Here is a 15,290-nt window from a genome sequence, read left to right as displayed (position 1 = left end):
CCAATGGATAGATTGGAACGGACCGTTTTTCGATTTATAAGGGAAAATGAGCTTTTGAAACCTGGGGATCGCGTTCTGGTTGCGTGCTCGGGGGGCATCGATTCCGTCGCGGTACTTCACTTCATCGCGAGCCATCGAAAGAAATGGCAAATTGAAGTCGCGGCGGTCCATGTTGATCATATGTTACGAGGGAAGGATTCGGCAGAGGACGGCGTGCTAGTGAGCCGGTTATGTGAGCAATACGATATCCCGTTTTACGGTGGAAGTGTACCCGTCCCCGCCATCCTTGCAGAAAAAGGGGGCAATGTCCAAACAGTTTGCCGCAATGGAAGATATGCTTTGTTCGAAGAGATTATGCAGACGGATGATTATCATTGTTTGGTGACCGCCCACCATGCCGATGATCAGCTTGAAACGATGCTTATGCAAATGATCAAAGGCAATCCCCCGTTCGGTATGCCAGCTGAGCGGTCCATCGGCAACGGACGGCTGATCCGCCCCTTTTTTCCTATAACGAAAGCGGACATCCAGGCGTACGCAGTTGAAAACAATCTGCCGTTCCGAGAGGATCCGAGCAATACAAGTGATGCCTATTTGCGGAACCGGATCCGCCATCATCTATTGCCGTTCATTTTGGAAGAGAACGAGGCGGCGGCAAGAAATGCGGTCCGGATTTCTGACAGATTACAAACGGATCAGAAGCTGCTTGAGCAGCAAGCCGAGGAGCAGGTTAACCAATTCGTACAATTTGATGAAAAAGGACTGCCCTTTATTGAAGACAATGCCTTTTTTGCCATGCCCGTTGCTTTACAAAGAAGAGCGATTCCTCTACTATTGAATTATCTTTATGAAGGTCGGCGCATAGCGGTAGAATACCGGGACGCGCTTACTGAACAACTGCTCCATCATATTTCTTCACCACAAGGAAATGTCACGGTTGATCTGCCGGATGGATTTCGTTTTGTAAAAGAATATGGCAAATTATTTTTTGTTCAAAATCAATTTGCCGATGAAATTACAACTAAAAAGAAATTGGAGAAAGGCGTTTGGACTCCATGGGGAAATGGACTGGCGCTTTATTGGAATGAAGCAGACGGGGCAGACAAGGACTTGGATGAGGAAAAAGCCGAAGTCATGTACTTTGCTCTCCCTGATAAAGCTTTGCCGCTCTTCGTAAGGAACCGGGAGGACGGGGATCGGATACTGTTGCGGGGGATGTCGAATCCGAAGCGATTATCGAGGCTGTTCATCGATGAAAAAATCGCACGGACGGAGCGTGATCATCTACCCGTACTTGTTACTGCCCAAGGGGATGTATGTGCTGTACCAAGCGTGCGGTACGGCTTGGCTTTCTCGAAGAGGAGGGCCGGCCAGCCATACATATTTGCAATGAAAAGGTATCCCGCACTTGTGGGAAATAACTCCTAGAGAATTAGTGGAAGAGGGTGAATTTCGATGTTAGCAAAAGATATCGAAGAAGTGCTGATTACGGAAGAAGAAATTGAAGGGAAAATTCATGAGCTCGGTGCCATATTGACTGAGGAATACCAAGATAAATTCCCGCTTGCCATCGGTGTGCTGAAAGGTGCATTGCCTTTCATGAGTGATTTGATGAAGCGGATTGATGCTTACATCGAGTTGGATTTCATGGACGTGTCAAGTTACGGCAACGCGACCGTCTCTTCGGGTGAAGTGAAAATAATCAAAGACTTGAACACGAGTGTAGAGGGACGAGATGTCCTTATTATCGAAGACATCATCGACAGCGGAAAAACATTAAGCTACCTCGTCGACTTGTTAAAGTATCGGAAGGCAAACTCCATCAAAATCGTAACGTTGCTGGATAAGCCGACCGGGCGTAAAGTGGATCTGAAAGCGGACTATGTCGGCTTCATTGTTCCAGATGCCTTTGTCGTAGGATATGGTTTGGATTACGCGGAAAAGTACAGAAACTTGCCTTATATCGGTGTGTTGAAAAAGGAAATCTATTCTTTCTGAGAGCTTTCCGAAAGTTCCTTTTTATAGGACAGAAGGGAAGCTCTTTCGCTAAGGCATTTTCGTTGTAGGTTGAAACCAAACTATGTTAAGATTTACAATAGTTTTCTTTTACTGAGTGAGGAGGCTTGGGATGAATCGGATATTTCGTTACTTTCTATTATACGGATTGATATTCCTGGCGATTATGGGAATTTTCAGTTCTTTAAACAGTACAAATCCGAAGTTGAAAGAGATTACAACCAGTGAATTCATCTTGGCTTTACAAGATGGGGAAGTAACCTCCTTGACACTCCAACCAAATCAGCTTGTATATGAAGTAAGAGGGGAAATGAAGGGTTACGAGAAGGGCGAGGAATTCGTATCGAACATTGCGCAGAATGATGAAAAATTGCTCAATGATATACATGAACTTGCCCGTAAAATGGAAATTGACGTGAAAAAAGCACCTGAAACAAGTGCGTGGGTTTCTTTCTTTACAGGTCTTGTACCGTTTATCATCATTTTTATCCTTTTCTTCTTCCTGTTAAATCAGGCGCAAGGCGGTGGCGGTGGCCGTGTCATGAACTTCGGAAAAAGTAAGGCGAAGCTTCATACGGATGATCGGAAAAAAGTCCGTTTTACAGATGTTGCAGGAGCGGATGAAGAAAAGGCGGAACTGGTGGAAGTCGTTGATTTCCTAAAAGATTCGCGTAAATTTGCGGAAGTCGGTGCACGGATTCCGAAAGGGATTTTGCTCGTCGGACCTCCGGGGACAGGTAAGACATTGTTGGCCCGTGCAGTTGCGGGAGAAGCGGGCGTGCCATTCTTCTCGATTTCGGGTTCCGATTTCGTGGAAATGTTCGTAGGGGTCGGGGCTTCCCGTGTACGTGACCTCTTTGAAAATGCGAAAAAGAATGCACCATGTATCATATTCATTGATGAAATCGACGCAGTCGGTCGCCAACGGGGTGCAGGTCTCGGTGGCGGGCATGATGAGCGGGAGCAGACATTGAACCAGTTGCTTGTTGAAATGGACGGCTTCGGGGAAAATGAAGGCATCATCATCGTCGCGGCAACGAACCGACCTGATATTTTGGATCCGGCCCTATTGCGTCCTGGCCGTTTTGACCGGCAGATCACTGTCGGAAGACCGGACGTCAAAGGACGGGAAGCTGTGCTGCGAGTGCATGCGCGCAATAAACCCCTGGATGATTCAGTCAATTTGAAGGCACTTGCCCAACGGACGCCAGGTTTCTCGGGTGCAGACCTTGAGAACTTACTCAATGAGGCGGCGCTCGTCGCAGCGCGTCGTGGCAAGGGCAAAATCGATATGGCGGACATTGACGAGGCGACAGACCGGGTCATCGCAGGACCGGCTAAAACAAGTCGTGTCATTTCGGAAAAAGAACGTAATATTGTAGCGTTCCACGAAGCGGGCCACGTCGTTGTCGGATTAATGCTCGACGATGCAGAGATTGTCCATAAGGTGACGATCGTTCCGCGCGGCCAAGCGGGCGGCTATGCCGTCATGCTACCGAAAGAGGATCGTTACTTCATGACAAAACCGGAACTTCTGGATAAAATCGCGGGGCTACTAGGTGGTCGCGTAGCGGAAGAGATCGTCCTAGGAGAAGTATCGACCGGGGCACATAATGACTTCCAGCGCGCCACTGGCATTGCCCGTTCCATGGTGACGGAATACGGGATGAGCGAAAAGCTCGGTCCGATGCAGTTCGGCCAATCCCAAGGCCAAGTTTTCTTGGGCAGGGATTTTAATTCCGAGCAAAATTATTCCGAATCCATTGCATATGAGATTGATCAAGAGATGCAGCGTATCATAAAAGAGCAGTATGAGCGGACGAGACAGATCCTAACGGAAAAACGGGATTTGCTGGATTTGATCGCTACTACGTTACTTGATGTGGAAACACTTGATGCCGAGCAGATCAATCACTTGAAAGACCACGGCACATTGCCGGATCGACCATATGAACGGAACGGCAATGATACGAATGGTTCTACCGACTCCGACAAGGAGCAAGAGGGAGATTCCGTAATCCCGGATGTCACGGGCGCACCTACGGATCCTTCGATTGGCGATTTGCCGAGAGAGACCAGAGGAGACCAACCTCTGAAGCCGATCGACGAAGAGCGTAGAGACTGAATGATCACGATAGCTGACTGTTTCTTTTGAAGCGGTCGGCTATTTTTCTATTAGTCTTGCTTCGTTGAAATTTCCTGCCTCCGCCAGGCAGAATCTGTCACGGATTTGTGGTATGATGTGGTGGAAAAAAGTCGAAATAAGCGAGGAAACTATTATGATCTTAGTATTAGATACCGGCAATACGAACATCGTCCTTGGGGTATATGAACAAGGGGAGCTGAAGTATCATTGGCGCATGGAAACGTATCGGCATAAGACGGAAGATGAATACGCGATGCAAGTGAAATCGCTTTTCACCCACGTTGGATTGAACTTTGAAGATATTAATGGAATTATCATTTCATCTGTCGTTCCGCCTGTCATGTTTCCACTCGAGCAAATGTGCCGAAAATATTTCAATCAAAAGCCGCTCGTTGTAGGACCTGGCGTGAAGACAGGATTGAACATTAAATACGAAAATCCGCGCGAGGTGGGAGCGGACCGGATTGTGAATGCGGTAGCGGCGATTCACGATTATGGCGACCCGTTGGTCATTGTTGATTTTGGCACGGCTACAACTTATTGCTATGTAAATGAACGTGGAGAGTATATGGGAGGCGCTATTGCCCCAGGAATCGGCATCTCGATGGAAGCTTTATTTGACCGGGCCTCCAAGCTGCCAAGAATTGAGCTGACCCGTCCAGAACAGGTTATCGGAAAAAATACGGTAGCTGCCATGCAGGCCGGTATTGTCTATGGATATGTAGGCCAAGTGGAAGGTATTGTTGCCCGGATGAAAGCACAGAGTAAAGTGGAGCCTACCGTTATCGCAACCGGAGGGCTTGCTGATTTGATTGCTAGTGAAACGGATGTCATTGATGTGGTTGACAATTTCTTGACGTTAAAAGGACTTCATTTGATTTATGAACGAAATATGTGAATTTCCTGAAGGAGAGACAGACAAATGAGTGATTATTTAGTGAAAGCCGTTGCATATGAAGGGACGATCCGAGCGTATGCAGTCCGCTCGACGGACACGGTTGCTGAAGTACAGCGCCGACACGATTTGTGGCCCACTGCAACAGCAGCGCTCGGCCGGACGATGACGGCGGCTGCCATGATGGGAGCCATGGCAAAAGGGAATGACAAACTGACACTTAAAGTGGAAGGGAACGGGCCCATCGGTGCGATGGTAGTCGACGCCAATGCGAATGGTGAAGTACGGGGGTATGCCACTAACCCCCATGTCCACTTTGAGTTGAATGAACATGGAAAGCTGGATGTCCGACGGGCTGTCGGAACTGAGGGCATGTTGACCGTAGTCAAAGACCTTGGTTTACGGGATTTCTTCACTGGCCAAGTGCCACTCATTTCCGGGGAAATTGCCGAGGACTTCACACAGTACTTTGTCGTGTCGGAGCAAGTCCCTTCAGCTGTTGGACTTGGAGTGCTGGTCAACCCGGATAATACTGTGAAAGCGGCAGGCGGCTTTATTATCCAAGTGATGCCAGGCGCCACCGACGAAACTATCAGTGTGTTGGAAGAGAAAATTTCGACGGTAGATCCGATTTCAAAACTGATTGACCGCGGCTTAACGCCGGAAGAAATCTTAGGTGAGGTCTTAGGCACAGAACAAGTGACAGTCTTGGATCGTTTAGACGTCGAATTTTCATGTAATTGTTCAAAAGAGCGGTTTGGAAACGCCATTATCGGATTGGGAGAAAAGGAAATCCGGGAAATGATTGAAGAAGACGGAAAAGCAGAGGCACATTGCCATTTCTGTTTGGAAACGTATACGTATTCAAAAGATGAGCTGGAAGGTTTTATCGATGAAATACGGTCACAGTCCTAAGGAAGCGACTCCGAGACGAAGATTAAAAACCAAGCCGCTTCTCATGCTGATCGGCATCCTGCTTACTTTTAATGTCCTCTGGTTTATCGGCTGGTTAATTCCCGATAAGTCCAAGAAATCGGATGAAGTCGTAGCGACGGTTGCGGGGGAACCAATCATGCGGGAGGAGTGGCTGACGGCCATGGAAGAGGAAGTGGGCCGAGAAACCTTGTTGGAACTCGTCAATGGACATGTCATGGAAGCGGCTGCTAAAAGGTATGGTATTAAGGTGTCTGATCAAGAGGTCGATTTGGAACTCGCTTTGATCGCTTCCGTCGGAGGACAATCCTATTCCGGTTTGGACGCCGATAAAATACGTCAAAAAATTCGTTCCAAATTAATCTTGGAAAAAGTGTTAACCAATGACGTGGTCATTCAAGATAAGGAGATAGAGGATTTCTATGATACCAATACGAGCCTTTATCATATTCAAACCTCTTACCGCACTTCCGTGATCATTTTGCCAAGTAAGGAAGAGGCGGAGCAGGCTTCTAGTGAGTTGGCGGATGGATCGAATTTTGCGGTCCTCGCGAAAGAACGATCGGTTGACCCTGCCTCGGCCAGTCTCGGCGGGGATATTGGCTATATTAATGACTCGGCAAACGCCATTGATCCTGCAATAGTAGAGACTGCTGTTGGGGCTAAAGTCGGGAAGCCAAGTGAGGTCATACAATTGAAAGACGGTACATATGTAATCGTCCTAGTTAATGAAGTGGTGGAAGGGCGCTCCTTCAAATTGGACGAAGTCAAAGATCAGATCAAGCGTGAATTGGCCTTGGAACAATTGTCCCAATCCGTCAGTCCGGAAACGTTCTGGAAAGAATTTGATGCCGAGTGGTTCTACGGGAAATAAAGCAGAAAGCTGTCGGCTGACAGCTTTTTTCTTATCCGGCTATATTAATAGAAAATTAGGTAAAAAAACAGAGATGTCTTCATTGACAAAAGTCGCATTTCAGTAGTACAATAAAACATATTAAAATAGTAGGGATTGGGAGAGGGTATGAATGAGTAGAGTCGGAAATTCAGTTGCAGACTTAGTCGGAAAGACACCGCTCGTAAAGTTGAACCGGTTAGTAGGTCCAAACGACGCGGAAGTGTATTTGAAATTGGAATACTTCAACCCAGGTTCTAGTGTCAAGGACCGGATCGCGCTTGCCATGATCGAAGCGGCAGAGAAATCCGGCGAGTTGAAAGAGGGGGGCACGCTGATTGAGCCGACGAGCGGAAATACCGGGATCGGCCTTGCGATGATTGCAGCCGCAAAAGGGTATAAGGCAGTTCTTGTCATGCCGGATACAATGAGCTTGGAGCGCCGCAACTTGCTGCGTGCCTATGGGGCAGATCTCGTTCTGACTCCTGGCGCGGAAGGAATGAAAGGCGCTATCGCGAAAGCGGAAGAATTGGCGAAAGAAAATGGCTGGTTTGTCCCACAACAATTCAACAACGAAGCGAATCCGGAAGTCCACCGCTTGACGACAGGACCGGAAATTGCCGACGCATTGGATCGTGTCGATGCTTTCATTTCCGGCATTGGTACAGGTGGAACGATTACAGGAGCCGGCAGCGTATTAAAAGAGCGTTTCCCGGAAGTGAAAATTGTGGCGGTCGAGCCGTCCGATTCCCCTGTCCTATCAGGCGGCAAGCCAGGGCCGCATAAAATCCAAGGGATCGGCGCAGGATTTGTTCCAAAAGTCTTAAATATCGACATCTACGATGAAATCATCCAAGTGTCCAACGATGAATCCTACGAAACAGCAAGACGCGCAGCACGTGAAGAAGGAATCCTCGGTGGCGTTTCGTCCGGCGCAGCCATTTTCGCAGCATTGCAAGTTGCAAAAGAACTGGGCAAAGGAAAGAAAGTCGTAGCCATCCTCCCTTCGAATGGGGAGCGCTACTTGAGCACACCGCTTTATCAATTTGATGAATAAGAATTTGCGGAAGAAGGAGTATAATCGCTCCTTCTTTTTTTAATTGTAGTGGAACCTTTCTGGCTTCACCCAAAGCTGTCATGTCAATCCGGTCAACTGTAAGGGCAAATCAGAGAACTGTCATGGCTCGGGTGGAAACTGTCCTGTCTCGCAAAAAACCTCTCATACTCCGGGGTCATTATTGCTTCCAGTCTGTCCCGAGCAGAAAATCCAAGTGGCTTCCGGTTTTGGAGTGGCGTAATTGGCTCCTGCCGCGGTAAGATAGAAGGACTACTGGTTACCGGGAGGAACGGAACATGCAAGGACAGACACCAAGTTATACAACTAAGAAAATGACAAAGAATCAATTTTTCCAAGCCTATCAGAAATTGGCACGGGGCAATGAAAAGCATATTCTCCTGGAAAGCGGGAGGGGCGGCGAGATGTGTATCGCGGGAATCGATCCGCTCGTTACGTTGCAGGCGTTGGAAGGGGACCGCCTCCTGCTAAATTGGCGTGATGGTCGGACAGAAATTCAGGAAGGTGATCCCCTCCATCTGTTAACTGAATTTGTACAAAGTTATGAGATGGATCGTCTGCCGGAACTTCCAGCTTTCCAAGGCGGCGTGCTTGGTTTCATCAGCTATGATTATGTGCGTCGCTATGAGACGTTGCCGGACTTGGCGCAAGATGATTTGGAAACACCAGATCTGTATTTCTATTTATTCGATCGGTGGGCAGTTCTCGACATTGCAACGGAGACGGCCTATTTCATGACGCTCCCAGATAGCGAAGAATCATCTTCCGAAGTGGCGGCCCAATGGATGGATGCCGCTGCTTCCGCGAATCAAAAGCGAACATGGGAAGACGTATCGGCGGACTATAAAATGGCGGAACCAGTCGATGTCTCCGTGTCCGGCCCCGAATTTGAGCAAATGGTGCGGGATGTTCAGCGATATATTGCACAAGGTGATGTCATTCAAGTAAATCTGACCGTCCGCCAATCGAAAGCGCTAGCTGCTGATCCACTCGATATGTATGGAGCGCTTCGTGCCTTGAACCCGTCGCCTTACATGGCGTCTCTCGGTGCCCCGGAATTTGCGGTTGTCTCCGGCTCCCCCGAACTCCTATTGAAAAAGCGCGGAAATGATTTGAGCACGCGGCCAATCGGCGGAACGAGACGGAGAGGGAATGACGAGGAGGAAGACGCCGCATTGCAGGCGGAGCTCTTGTCGAATGAAAAAGAGAGAAGCGAACATAAAATGCTTGTTGACCTGGAGATTAATGATTTCAAAGGGGTTTGTACGCCAGGCACTGTCGAGACAGATGAATTCATGGTCATCGAGAAATATTCGCACGTCATGCACCTCGTCTCGAATGTCCGGGGAACGGTAGCGGAAGGACTGACGAATGCCGCTATCATCCAAGGGATCTTTCCTGGTGGTTCCATTACAGGTGATCCGAAACTGCGGACGATGGAAATTATCGAGGAATTGGAGCCGACGCGAAGAGGGCTCTATACCGGGTCGATCGGCTGGTTTGATTTCAACGGGGATGTCGAGCTGAATATCGTTATCCGGACCGCTTATATCAAAGATGGTATCGCCCATATTCAGGCGGGGGCGGGTCTCGTAGCGGAGTCGGTACCGGAAGCGGAATACATCGAATCGTTGAATAAAGCAAAAGCCCTCTGGCAGGCGAAGGAAATGGCGGAATCGGTAAACCGGAAAATAGGAGAGGTGTAAGACATTCATGTTATGTTGGATGAATGGTGAATATAAAGAAGCTGCGGAGTTGACCATTTCCCCGTTCGATCACGGCTTTTTGTACGGTGTCGGGTTTTTCGAGACGTTCCGTACATATAAAGGACAAGTTTTTTTATTCAAAGAGCATATGGATCGATTACGTACAGCGCTCGATGAATTCCATATCTCGATGCCTTACGAGGACCAGGTCATCTTGGACGTTGTACAACGATTGGACGAGGAGTCCGGCGATAGAGATGGCTATTTCCGGTTGAATGTCTCCGCGGGCGTACATGAGATCGGTCTTGCGCCATCTTCTTACGAGTCTCCGAATGTTATCCTGTTCCGCAAAGAACTCGCCCCGGCAGCTCGCGGGACGGAAAAACAAGGCATCTGGCTGGAAACGCCTCGCAATCAACCGGAAAGCGGCATTCGGCATAAATCCCATAATTTCCTGAACAACGTACGGGGCAGATTGGAGCTGCATTCCTTGAAGGACTTGGAAGGTCTCTTCCTGACGGCGTATGGGTATGTGGCGGAAGGCGTCACGTCCAATGTGTTTTGGATGAAGGACGGGCAATTGTACACGCCGGCGATCGAAACGGGGATACTGCCGGGTACGACGCGGGCTTTCCTGCTTCGGTTGGCGGAAGCGGCTGGCCTCCCGGTTAATGAGGGGTTATATACGAAAGAAGCGGTGGAAGTCGCAGACGAAGTGTTTGTATCCAATGCGGTACAGGAACTTGTGCCATTGTCATCCATTGGGGAGTTTCCGCTTCCGGGAGCCTCGGGGGTTTATTATCAACGGCTGCACACAGACTATGTGCAAGCGATAGATGAAATGAAAGAGAGTGGACTGGAATGGAGTTAACCAATGCAAAGGACGTGTATCGATTCGGAAAGGTCGAGATAGATTTCCGAAAAGAGACCGTGGTGATGGGGATTTTGAATGTCACACCGGACTCGTTTTCGGATGGCGGCCGCTTTAATACAATCGATGCGGCGTTGCGACGGGCAGAGGAAATGATACGGGAAGGCGCAAAAGTTATTGACGTCGGAGGAGAATCCACGCGTCCTGGCCATATCCCGATATCGTCGAGCGAGGAGATCGACAGGATTACTCCGATCATTGAAGCGTTAACTCGCGAGTTGGATTGCGCCGTGTCGATCGATACATATAAATCGGATGTGGCGGAAGCGGCTGTCCAAGCGGGCGCCCATATTATCAATGATATTTGGGGAGCCAAGCACGATCCGGCGATTGCCCAAATCGCTGCGAAACACAAAGTGCCCATCATCCTCATGCACAACCGCAAGGAAGCCGTATATGAAAGTCCGGTGATGGAGGAAGTCCTTACTGATTTGGAGGAAAGTGTGTCGATTGCATTGGAAGCAGGTGTGGCCAAGGGCGATATTTGGTTGGATCCCGGTATCGGCTTTGCCAAGGACACTACGCAGAACATACTCGTCATGCAGGGATTGCAGCGTATTTCCAATATGGGCTACCCTCTCCTGCTCGCCACTTCCCGAAAACGGATGATCGGCAATGTGCTCGGACTGCCGGTGAATGAACGGATGGAAGGCACGGGAGCGACGGTTTGTTATGGTATGGAGCACGGTTGCCATATGGTACGTGTCCATGACGTGAAGGAGATATCACGGATGGTGAAGATGATGGATGTACTCATTGGGAAAACGGCGTTTAAGGAGTGACGACTTACTTGGATTATATTCATTTAAATGAAATGCAGTTTTTCGGATACCATGGCGTCTTGCCGGAAGAGACTCGGCTCGGGCAACGGTTTCGCGCAACTGTGACGCTTGCGCTCGATTTGTCGGAAGCCGGGAAGACGGATGATTTGGAAAAGACGGTGAATTATGCGGAAGTGTATAGTATCTGCAAGTCGGTTGTAGAGGGCAAACCATTTAAGCTGATCGAGTCCGTCGCCGAACAGATTGCGGATGAAATACTCTATAATTTCGGGGATCAAGTGCTGGGTGTCCGGGTTATGCTGGTCAAGCCTGATCCACCGATTCATGGCCATTATGCTTCCGTGGCGGTTGAGATTACGAGGGGGCGGTTCGAGTGAATGTTTCTTTTCTTTCCATCGGCTCGAATATGGGCGATCGGCTGCGCCATTTACAGCAAAGTGTATATACCCTTCATTCCCAAGAAGGGATCGAAGTGGTAGCGGTGTCGTCCATTTACGAAACAGCGCCGATCGGCTTTATCGGACAGGCAGATTTTTTGAATATGGCGGTAAAAATCCAGACGAGTCTGGACCCTCATACGCTTTTGAATGTATGTCAGCAGATTGAGTCCGACCTGGGGCGGAAGCGGCTGATTCGTTGGGGTCCCCGGACAATAGACCTTGACATTTTGCTCTATAATAACGAAAATATTGAATCGGAGAACTTAATTATCCCTCATCCGCGTATGCTGGAGCGAGCGTTTGTTCTTGTGCCGTTATTTGAAATTGCGCCTGAGCTTGCCAGTTCGGAAGAAGTTGTTCAAGCCGGCGGTGTCGAACTTTGGAAGAAAATTGATGGAGCTCCCGAATCCTTTTGGGGAGGATCCTTGAAATAGTGACCGCCGGAATAGGCGGCATGATTAAGTTAGAAAGGAGGAACCCGAATGAACGATATAAAAGAAAGACCGTTTCAAATCGGTGATATTACGATGGATAACCGGGTCGTGTTGGCTCCGATGGCGGGAATATGCAACTCGGCTTTCCGATTGACCGTGAAAGAATTTGGTGCGGGCCTTGTCTACGCGGAAATGATCAGCGACAAGGGGATTGTCCATAAAAACGACAAAACCTTGAGTTTGCTGCACATCGATGAGCGGGAAAACCCGCTATCTTTGCAAATTTTTGGTGGAGAAAAGGAGACGCTCGTGGAAGCGGCGCGATATGTCGATAAATATACGACCGCGGACATCATTGATATTAATATGGGCTGCCCGGTGAATAAAATCATCCGATGCGAGGCCGGGGCAAAACTGCTTTTGGATCCGGATAAAATTTACAATATGGTATCGGCTGTTGTTGATAATGTAGGCAAGCCGGTCAGTGTCAAAATGCGCATCGGTTGGGATGATGAACATGTTTTCGCGGTGGAGAATGCCAAAGCTGTTGAACGCGCGGGCGGTGCGGCTGTTGCAGTCCACGGACGTACGCGTCTTCAAATGTATGAAGGCAAGGCGAACTGGGATATCATTCGCCAAGTGAAAGAGGCGGTTTCGATCCCTGTCATGGGGAATGGGGATGTCGAAACACCGCAAGACGCCAAACGCATGTTGGATGAAACCGGTGTGGATGGAGTGATGATCGGTCGGGCGGCTCTCGGAAATCCGTGGATGATCTACCGCACGGTCCGCTACTTGGAAACCGGCGAATTGATGGAGGAACCGGATGTACGGGAAAAAATCGATGTGTGCCTTCTTCATTTCCAACGTCTCGTCGAGTTGAAAGGCGAGTTTGTCGCCGTGCGCGAAATGCGTAAGCACGCTTCATGGTACATGAAGGGGATCCGTGGCAACGCCCATATCCGGAAATCGATCAATGCGACTGAATCAGCTGATGAAATGATTAGCCTGTTGACCGCTTTCGCCGTTGAAATGACAGAACGTGAACAGCAAGTGACCGGTGCCAGTGCAGTTTGATAAACGAATTCGAGCTGTCACATCTCTGTGACAGCTCTTTTTTCCTTATTAACCAAGAAAACGTGTCGGGGCGGCCCAAATTGTGTACAATAGGTGCATGCAGTCCGAAGCAACGGATAAGAAGAAGGAGTGAAAGAAATGTCCCATCTGGACGAATTAAATGATCAGCTTTTGGTGAGACGCCAGAAGATGGAGGATATACGGGAAAGCGGGCTCGATCCGTTCGGTGCCCGATTTGAGAGGACACATCTTTCAAACGAAATCCGGGAGCAATATGACCATTTGTCGAAAGAGGAATTGGATGAAACGACGCATGAAGTCGTCATTGCAGGACGGATCATGACGAAACGTGGAAAAGGAAAAGCTGGATTTGCGCACATCCAAGACTTGGGCGGCCAAATCCAAATTTATGTGAGACAAGATGCAATCGGCGAAGAGGCCTATAAATTATTTACGAGCGCGGATCTCGGGGATATTGTCGGCATTAAAGGAACGGTATTCAAAACAAATGTCGGGGAACTTTCAGTCAAAGCGCTTGAATTTACTTTTTTGACAAAAGCACTGCGTCCACTACCTGAGAAGTTTCACGGTTTGCAAGACATTGAACAGCGATACCGCCAGCGTTACCTGGATCTGATTTCGACTGAAGGAAGCAAAGAGACCTTCATTTTGCGAAGCCGCATTATCCAGTCGATGCGTCGTTACTTGGATGAAATCGGTTTTCTGGAAGTGGAAACACCAATGCTGCATGCTATTGCGGGCGGAGCTTCGGCAAGGCCGTTCATTACGCATCATAATGCCTTGGATATGACCCTCTATATGAGGATCGCCATCGAGCTTCATTTGAAGCGTCTTATTGTCGGCGGACTGGAGAAAGTCTATGAAATCGGCCGCGTTTTCCGGAATGAAGGAATTTCGACACGCCATAATCCCGAGTTCACGATGCTTGAGCTCTATGAGGCGTATGCAGATTACCAAGATATTATGGAGCTGACTGAAAATCTCATTGCACATGTGGCGCAAGACGTACTTGGCACGACAACAGTGAAATACGGAGAAGATGAAATCGATCTATCCCCAGGATGGACGCGTCTTCATATGGCAGACGCTGTTAAGCAATACACAGGCGTTGATTTCTGGAATGAAATGACGAAGGAAGAAGCGCATGCACTGGCTAAAGAACATGGCGTAGAAGTTACAAACATGATGGAAGTCGGACATGTGTTGAACGAGTTTTTTGAACAAAAGGTCGAGGAGCAGCTCGTCCAGCCGACGTTTATCTATGGGCATCCGGTTGAAATCTCTCCGTTAGCGAAGAAGAATCCAAAGGACAGCCGCTTTACGGATCGTTTTGAATTATTCATTGTTCGCCGTGAGCATGCGAATGCTTTCACAGAGCTAAACGATCCAATCGATCAGCGTGAACGCTTTGAAGCGCAGCTATTGGAGAAGGAACAAGGGAACGACGAAGCGCATGAGATGGATGATGATTTTATTGAAGCGTTGGAGTATGGACTACCTCCTACCGGCGGACTGGGGATTGGAATCGATCGCCTCGTCATGTTATTGACGAATGCGCAATCCATCCGGGATATCCTCCTATTCCCGCAAATGCGTTCAAAAGAGTAAGGTATGACCGCCGTGCAGAATCGCAAATCTGCATGGCGGTTTGTATTTATGGGGATTTGGGATTGCCTGAATAGCTGTAGGAGGAGTGGAGTTGTTTCATATAATACAATTCTTATCAAGAATGGGTTGAAAACTTTTTTTGAAATTAGTCTTGCATTTTAAAAGATAAGCGAGTATAGTAAAGAACGTTGCGCTTCACAAATAATGAAAACAACGAAAAAAAGAAATTAGAAAAAGTTGTTGACATTAAGAACGCAGCTTGGTATGATATAAGAGTTGCTGCGAAACACAACGGCAACAAAATGAACCTTGAAAACTGAACAGCAAAACGTCA

The 15,290-nt window shown here is 48.4% G+C and carries 14 protein-coding genes; all 14 read left to right on the top strand.

Annotation, left to right across the window (positions count from 1 at the left end; genetic code table 11):
• The first annotated feature begins 3 nt into the window (after positions 1–3).
• The 14 genes from tilS (at position 4) to lysS (ending at position 14,956) form a co-directional block, all read left to right on the top strand.
• Complete coding sequence (gene tilS, locus AB1K83_RS17080) at positions 4–1,428, top strand: tRNA lysidine(34) synthetase TilS (RefSeq protein ID WP_413059415.1); 1,425 nt, start codon at positions 4–6, stop codon at positions 1,426–1,428.
• A 27-nt stretch (positions 1,429–1,455) separates the two neighbouring features.
• Positions 1,456–1,998, top strand: coding sequence for a hypoxanthine phosphoribosyltransferase (hpt, locus tag AB1K83_RS17075; protein WP_413059414.1), 543 nt, complete (start codon positions 1,456–1,458; stop codon positions 1,996–1,998).
• 130 nt (positions 1,999–2,128) lie between these two features.
• Positions 2,129–4,141, top strand: coding sequence for an ATP-dependent zinc metalloprotease FtsH (ftsH, locus tag AB1K83_RS17070; RefSeq protein ID WP_413059413.1), 2,013 nt, complete (start codon positions 2,129–2,131; stop codon positions 4,139–4,141).
• A gap of 154 nt (positions 4,142–4,295) precedes the next feature.
• Positions 4,296–5,060, top strand: a complete 765-nt coding sequence (locus AB1K83_RS17065) for a type III pantothenate kinase (RefSeq protein ID WP_413059412.1) — start codon at positions 4,296–4,298, stop codon at positions 5,058–5,060.
• Between the two features lie 24 nt (positions 5,061–5,084).
• On the top strand, positions 5,085–5,972 hold the full coding sequence (hslO, locus tag AB1K83_RS17060) for an Hsp33 family molecular chaperone HslO (protein ID WP_413059411.1): 888 nt from the start codon (positions 5,085–5,087) through the stop codon (positions 5,970–5,972).
• Positions 5,950–6,864 (top strand): peptidyl-prolyl cis-trans isomerase, encoded by a 915-nt coding sequence (locus AB1K83_RS17055; RefSeq protein WP_413059410.1) that lies wholly within the window; start codon positions 5,950–5,952, stop codon positions 6,862–6,864. The genes hslO and AB1K83_RS17055 overlap by 23 nt, the downstream gene beginning before the upstream one ends.
• A 151-nt stretch (positions 6,865–7,015) precedes the next feature.
• On the top strand, positions 7,016–7,939 hold the full coding sequence (cysK, locus tag AB1K83_RS17050; RefSeq protein ID WP_413059409.1) for a cysteine synthase A: 924 nt from the start codon (positions 7,016–7,018) through the stop codon (positions 7,937–7,939).
• Positions 7,940–8,235: 296 nt separating this feature from the next.
• Positions 8,236–9,663 (top strand): anthranilate synthase component I family protein, encoded by a 1,428-nt coding sequence (locus tag AB1K83_RS17045; protein WP_413059408.1) that lies wholly within the window; start codon positions 8,236–8,238, stop codon positions 9,661–9,663.
• Between the two features lie 7 nt (positions 9,664–9,670).
• Positions 9,671–10,534, top strand: a complete 864-nt coding sequence (gene pabC / locus AB1K83_RS17040) for an aminodeoxychorismate lyase (protein ID WP_413059407.1) — start codon at positions 9,671–9,673, stop codon at positions 10,532–10,534.
• Complete coding sequence (gene folP / locus AB1K83_RS17035) at positions 10,525–11,376, top strand: dihydropteroate synthase (protein WP_413059406.1); 852 nt, start codon at positions 10,525–10,527, stop codon at positions 11,374–11,376. Before pabC ends, folP begins: the two co-directional genes overlap by 10 nt.
• 8 nt (positions 11,377–11,384) lie before the next feature.
• Positions 11,385–11,753, top strand: a complete 369-nt coding sequence (gene folB / locus AB1K83_RS17030) for a dihydroneopterin aldolase (RefSeq protein WP_413059405.1) — start codon at positions 11,385–11,387, stop codon at positions 11,751–11,753.
• Positions 11,750–12,250 carry a 2-amino-4-hydroxy-6-hydroxymethyldihydropteridine diphosphokinase gene (gene folK, locus AB1K83_RS17025; protein WP_413059404.1) on the top strand — a complete coding sequence of 167 codons (501 nt, stop codon included), beginning with the start codon at positions 11,750–11,752 and terminating at the stop codon, positions 12,248–12,250. Before folB ends, folK begins: the two co-directional genes overlap by 4 nt.
• Positions 12,251–12,298: 48 nt before the next feature.
• Positions 12,299–13,327, top strand: a complete 1,029-nt coding sequence (gene dusB / locus AB1K83_RS17020) for a tRNA dihydrouridine synthase DusB (protein ID WP_413059403.1) — start codon at positions 12,299–12,301, stop codon at positions 13,325–13,327.
• 138 nt (positions 13,328–13,465) lie between these two features.
• Positions 13,466–14,956, top strand: coding sequence for a lysine--tRNA ligase (lysS, locus tag AB1K83_RS17015; RefSeq protein WP_413059402.1), 1,491 nt, complete (start codon positions 13,466–13,468; stop codon positions 14,954–14,956).
• Positions 14,957–15,290 lie beyond the last annotated feature (334 nt).

It is taken from the genome of Sporosarcina sp. 179-K 3D1 HS (assembly GCF_047228905.1).
In the GTDB taxonomy this organism is placed as follows: domain Bacteria; phylum Bacillota; class Bacilli; order Bacillales_A; family Planococcaceae; genus Sporosarcina.
The sequence above is the reverse complement of the archived record's forward strand: the minus strand, read 5'-3'. Positions and strand labels throughout refer to the sequence as shown.

What these genes read in the sequence shown, in the direction of transcription:
- AB1K83_RS17055 (WP_413059410.1), top strand. Translation starts at nt 5,950, where the DNA reads ATGAAATACGGTCACAGTCCTAAGGAAGCGACTCCGAGACGAAGATTA.
- hslO (WP_413059411.1), top strand. Translation starts at nt 5,085, where the DNA reads ATGAGTGATTATTTAGTGAAAGCCGTTGCATATGAAGGGACGATCCGA.
- lysS (WP_413059402.1), top strand. Translation starts at nt 13,466, where the DNA reads ATGTCCCATCTGGACGAATTAAATGATCAGCTTTTGGTGAGACGCCAG.
- dusB (WP_413059403.1), top strand. Translation starts at nt 12,299, where the DNA reads ATGAACGATATAAAAGAAAGACCGTTTCAAATCGGTGATATTACGATG.
- cysK (WP_413059409.1), top strand. Translation starts at nt 7,016, where the DNA reads ATGAGTAGAGTCGGAAATTCAGTTGCAGACTTAGTCGGAAAGACACCG.
- folP (WP_413059406.1), top strand. Translation starts at nt 10,525, where the DNA reads ATGGAGTTAACCAATGCAAAGGACGTGTATCGATTCGGAAAGGTCGAG.
- ftsH (WP_413059413.1), top strand. Translation starts at nt 2,129, where the DNA reads ATGAATCGGATATTTCGTTACTTTCTATTATACGGATTGATATTCCTG.
- AB1K83_RS17065 (WP_413059412.1), top strand. Translation starts at nt 4,296, where the DNA reads ATGATCTTAGTATTAGATACCGGCAATACGAACATCGTCCTTGGGGTA.
- AB1K83_RS17045 (WP_413059408.1), top strand. Translation starts at nt 8,236, where the DNA reads ATGCAAGGACAGACACCAAGTTATACAACTAAGAAAATGACAAAGAAT.
- hpt (WP_413059414.1), top strand. Translation starts at nt 1,456, where the DNA reads ATGTTAGCAAAAGATATCGAAGAAGTGCTGATTACGGAAGAAGAAATT.
- pabC (WP_413059407.1), top strand. Translation starts at nt 9,671, where the DNA reads ATGTTATGTTGGATGAATGGTGAATATAAAGAAGCTGCGGAGTTGACC.
- tilS (WP_413059415.1), top strand. Translation starts at nt 4, where the DNA reads ATGGATAGATTGGAACGGACCGTTTTTCGATTTATAAGGGAAAATGAG.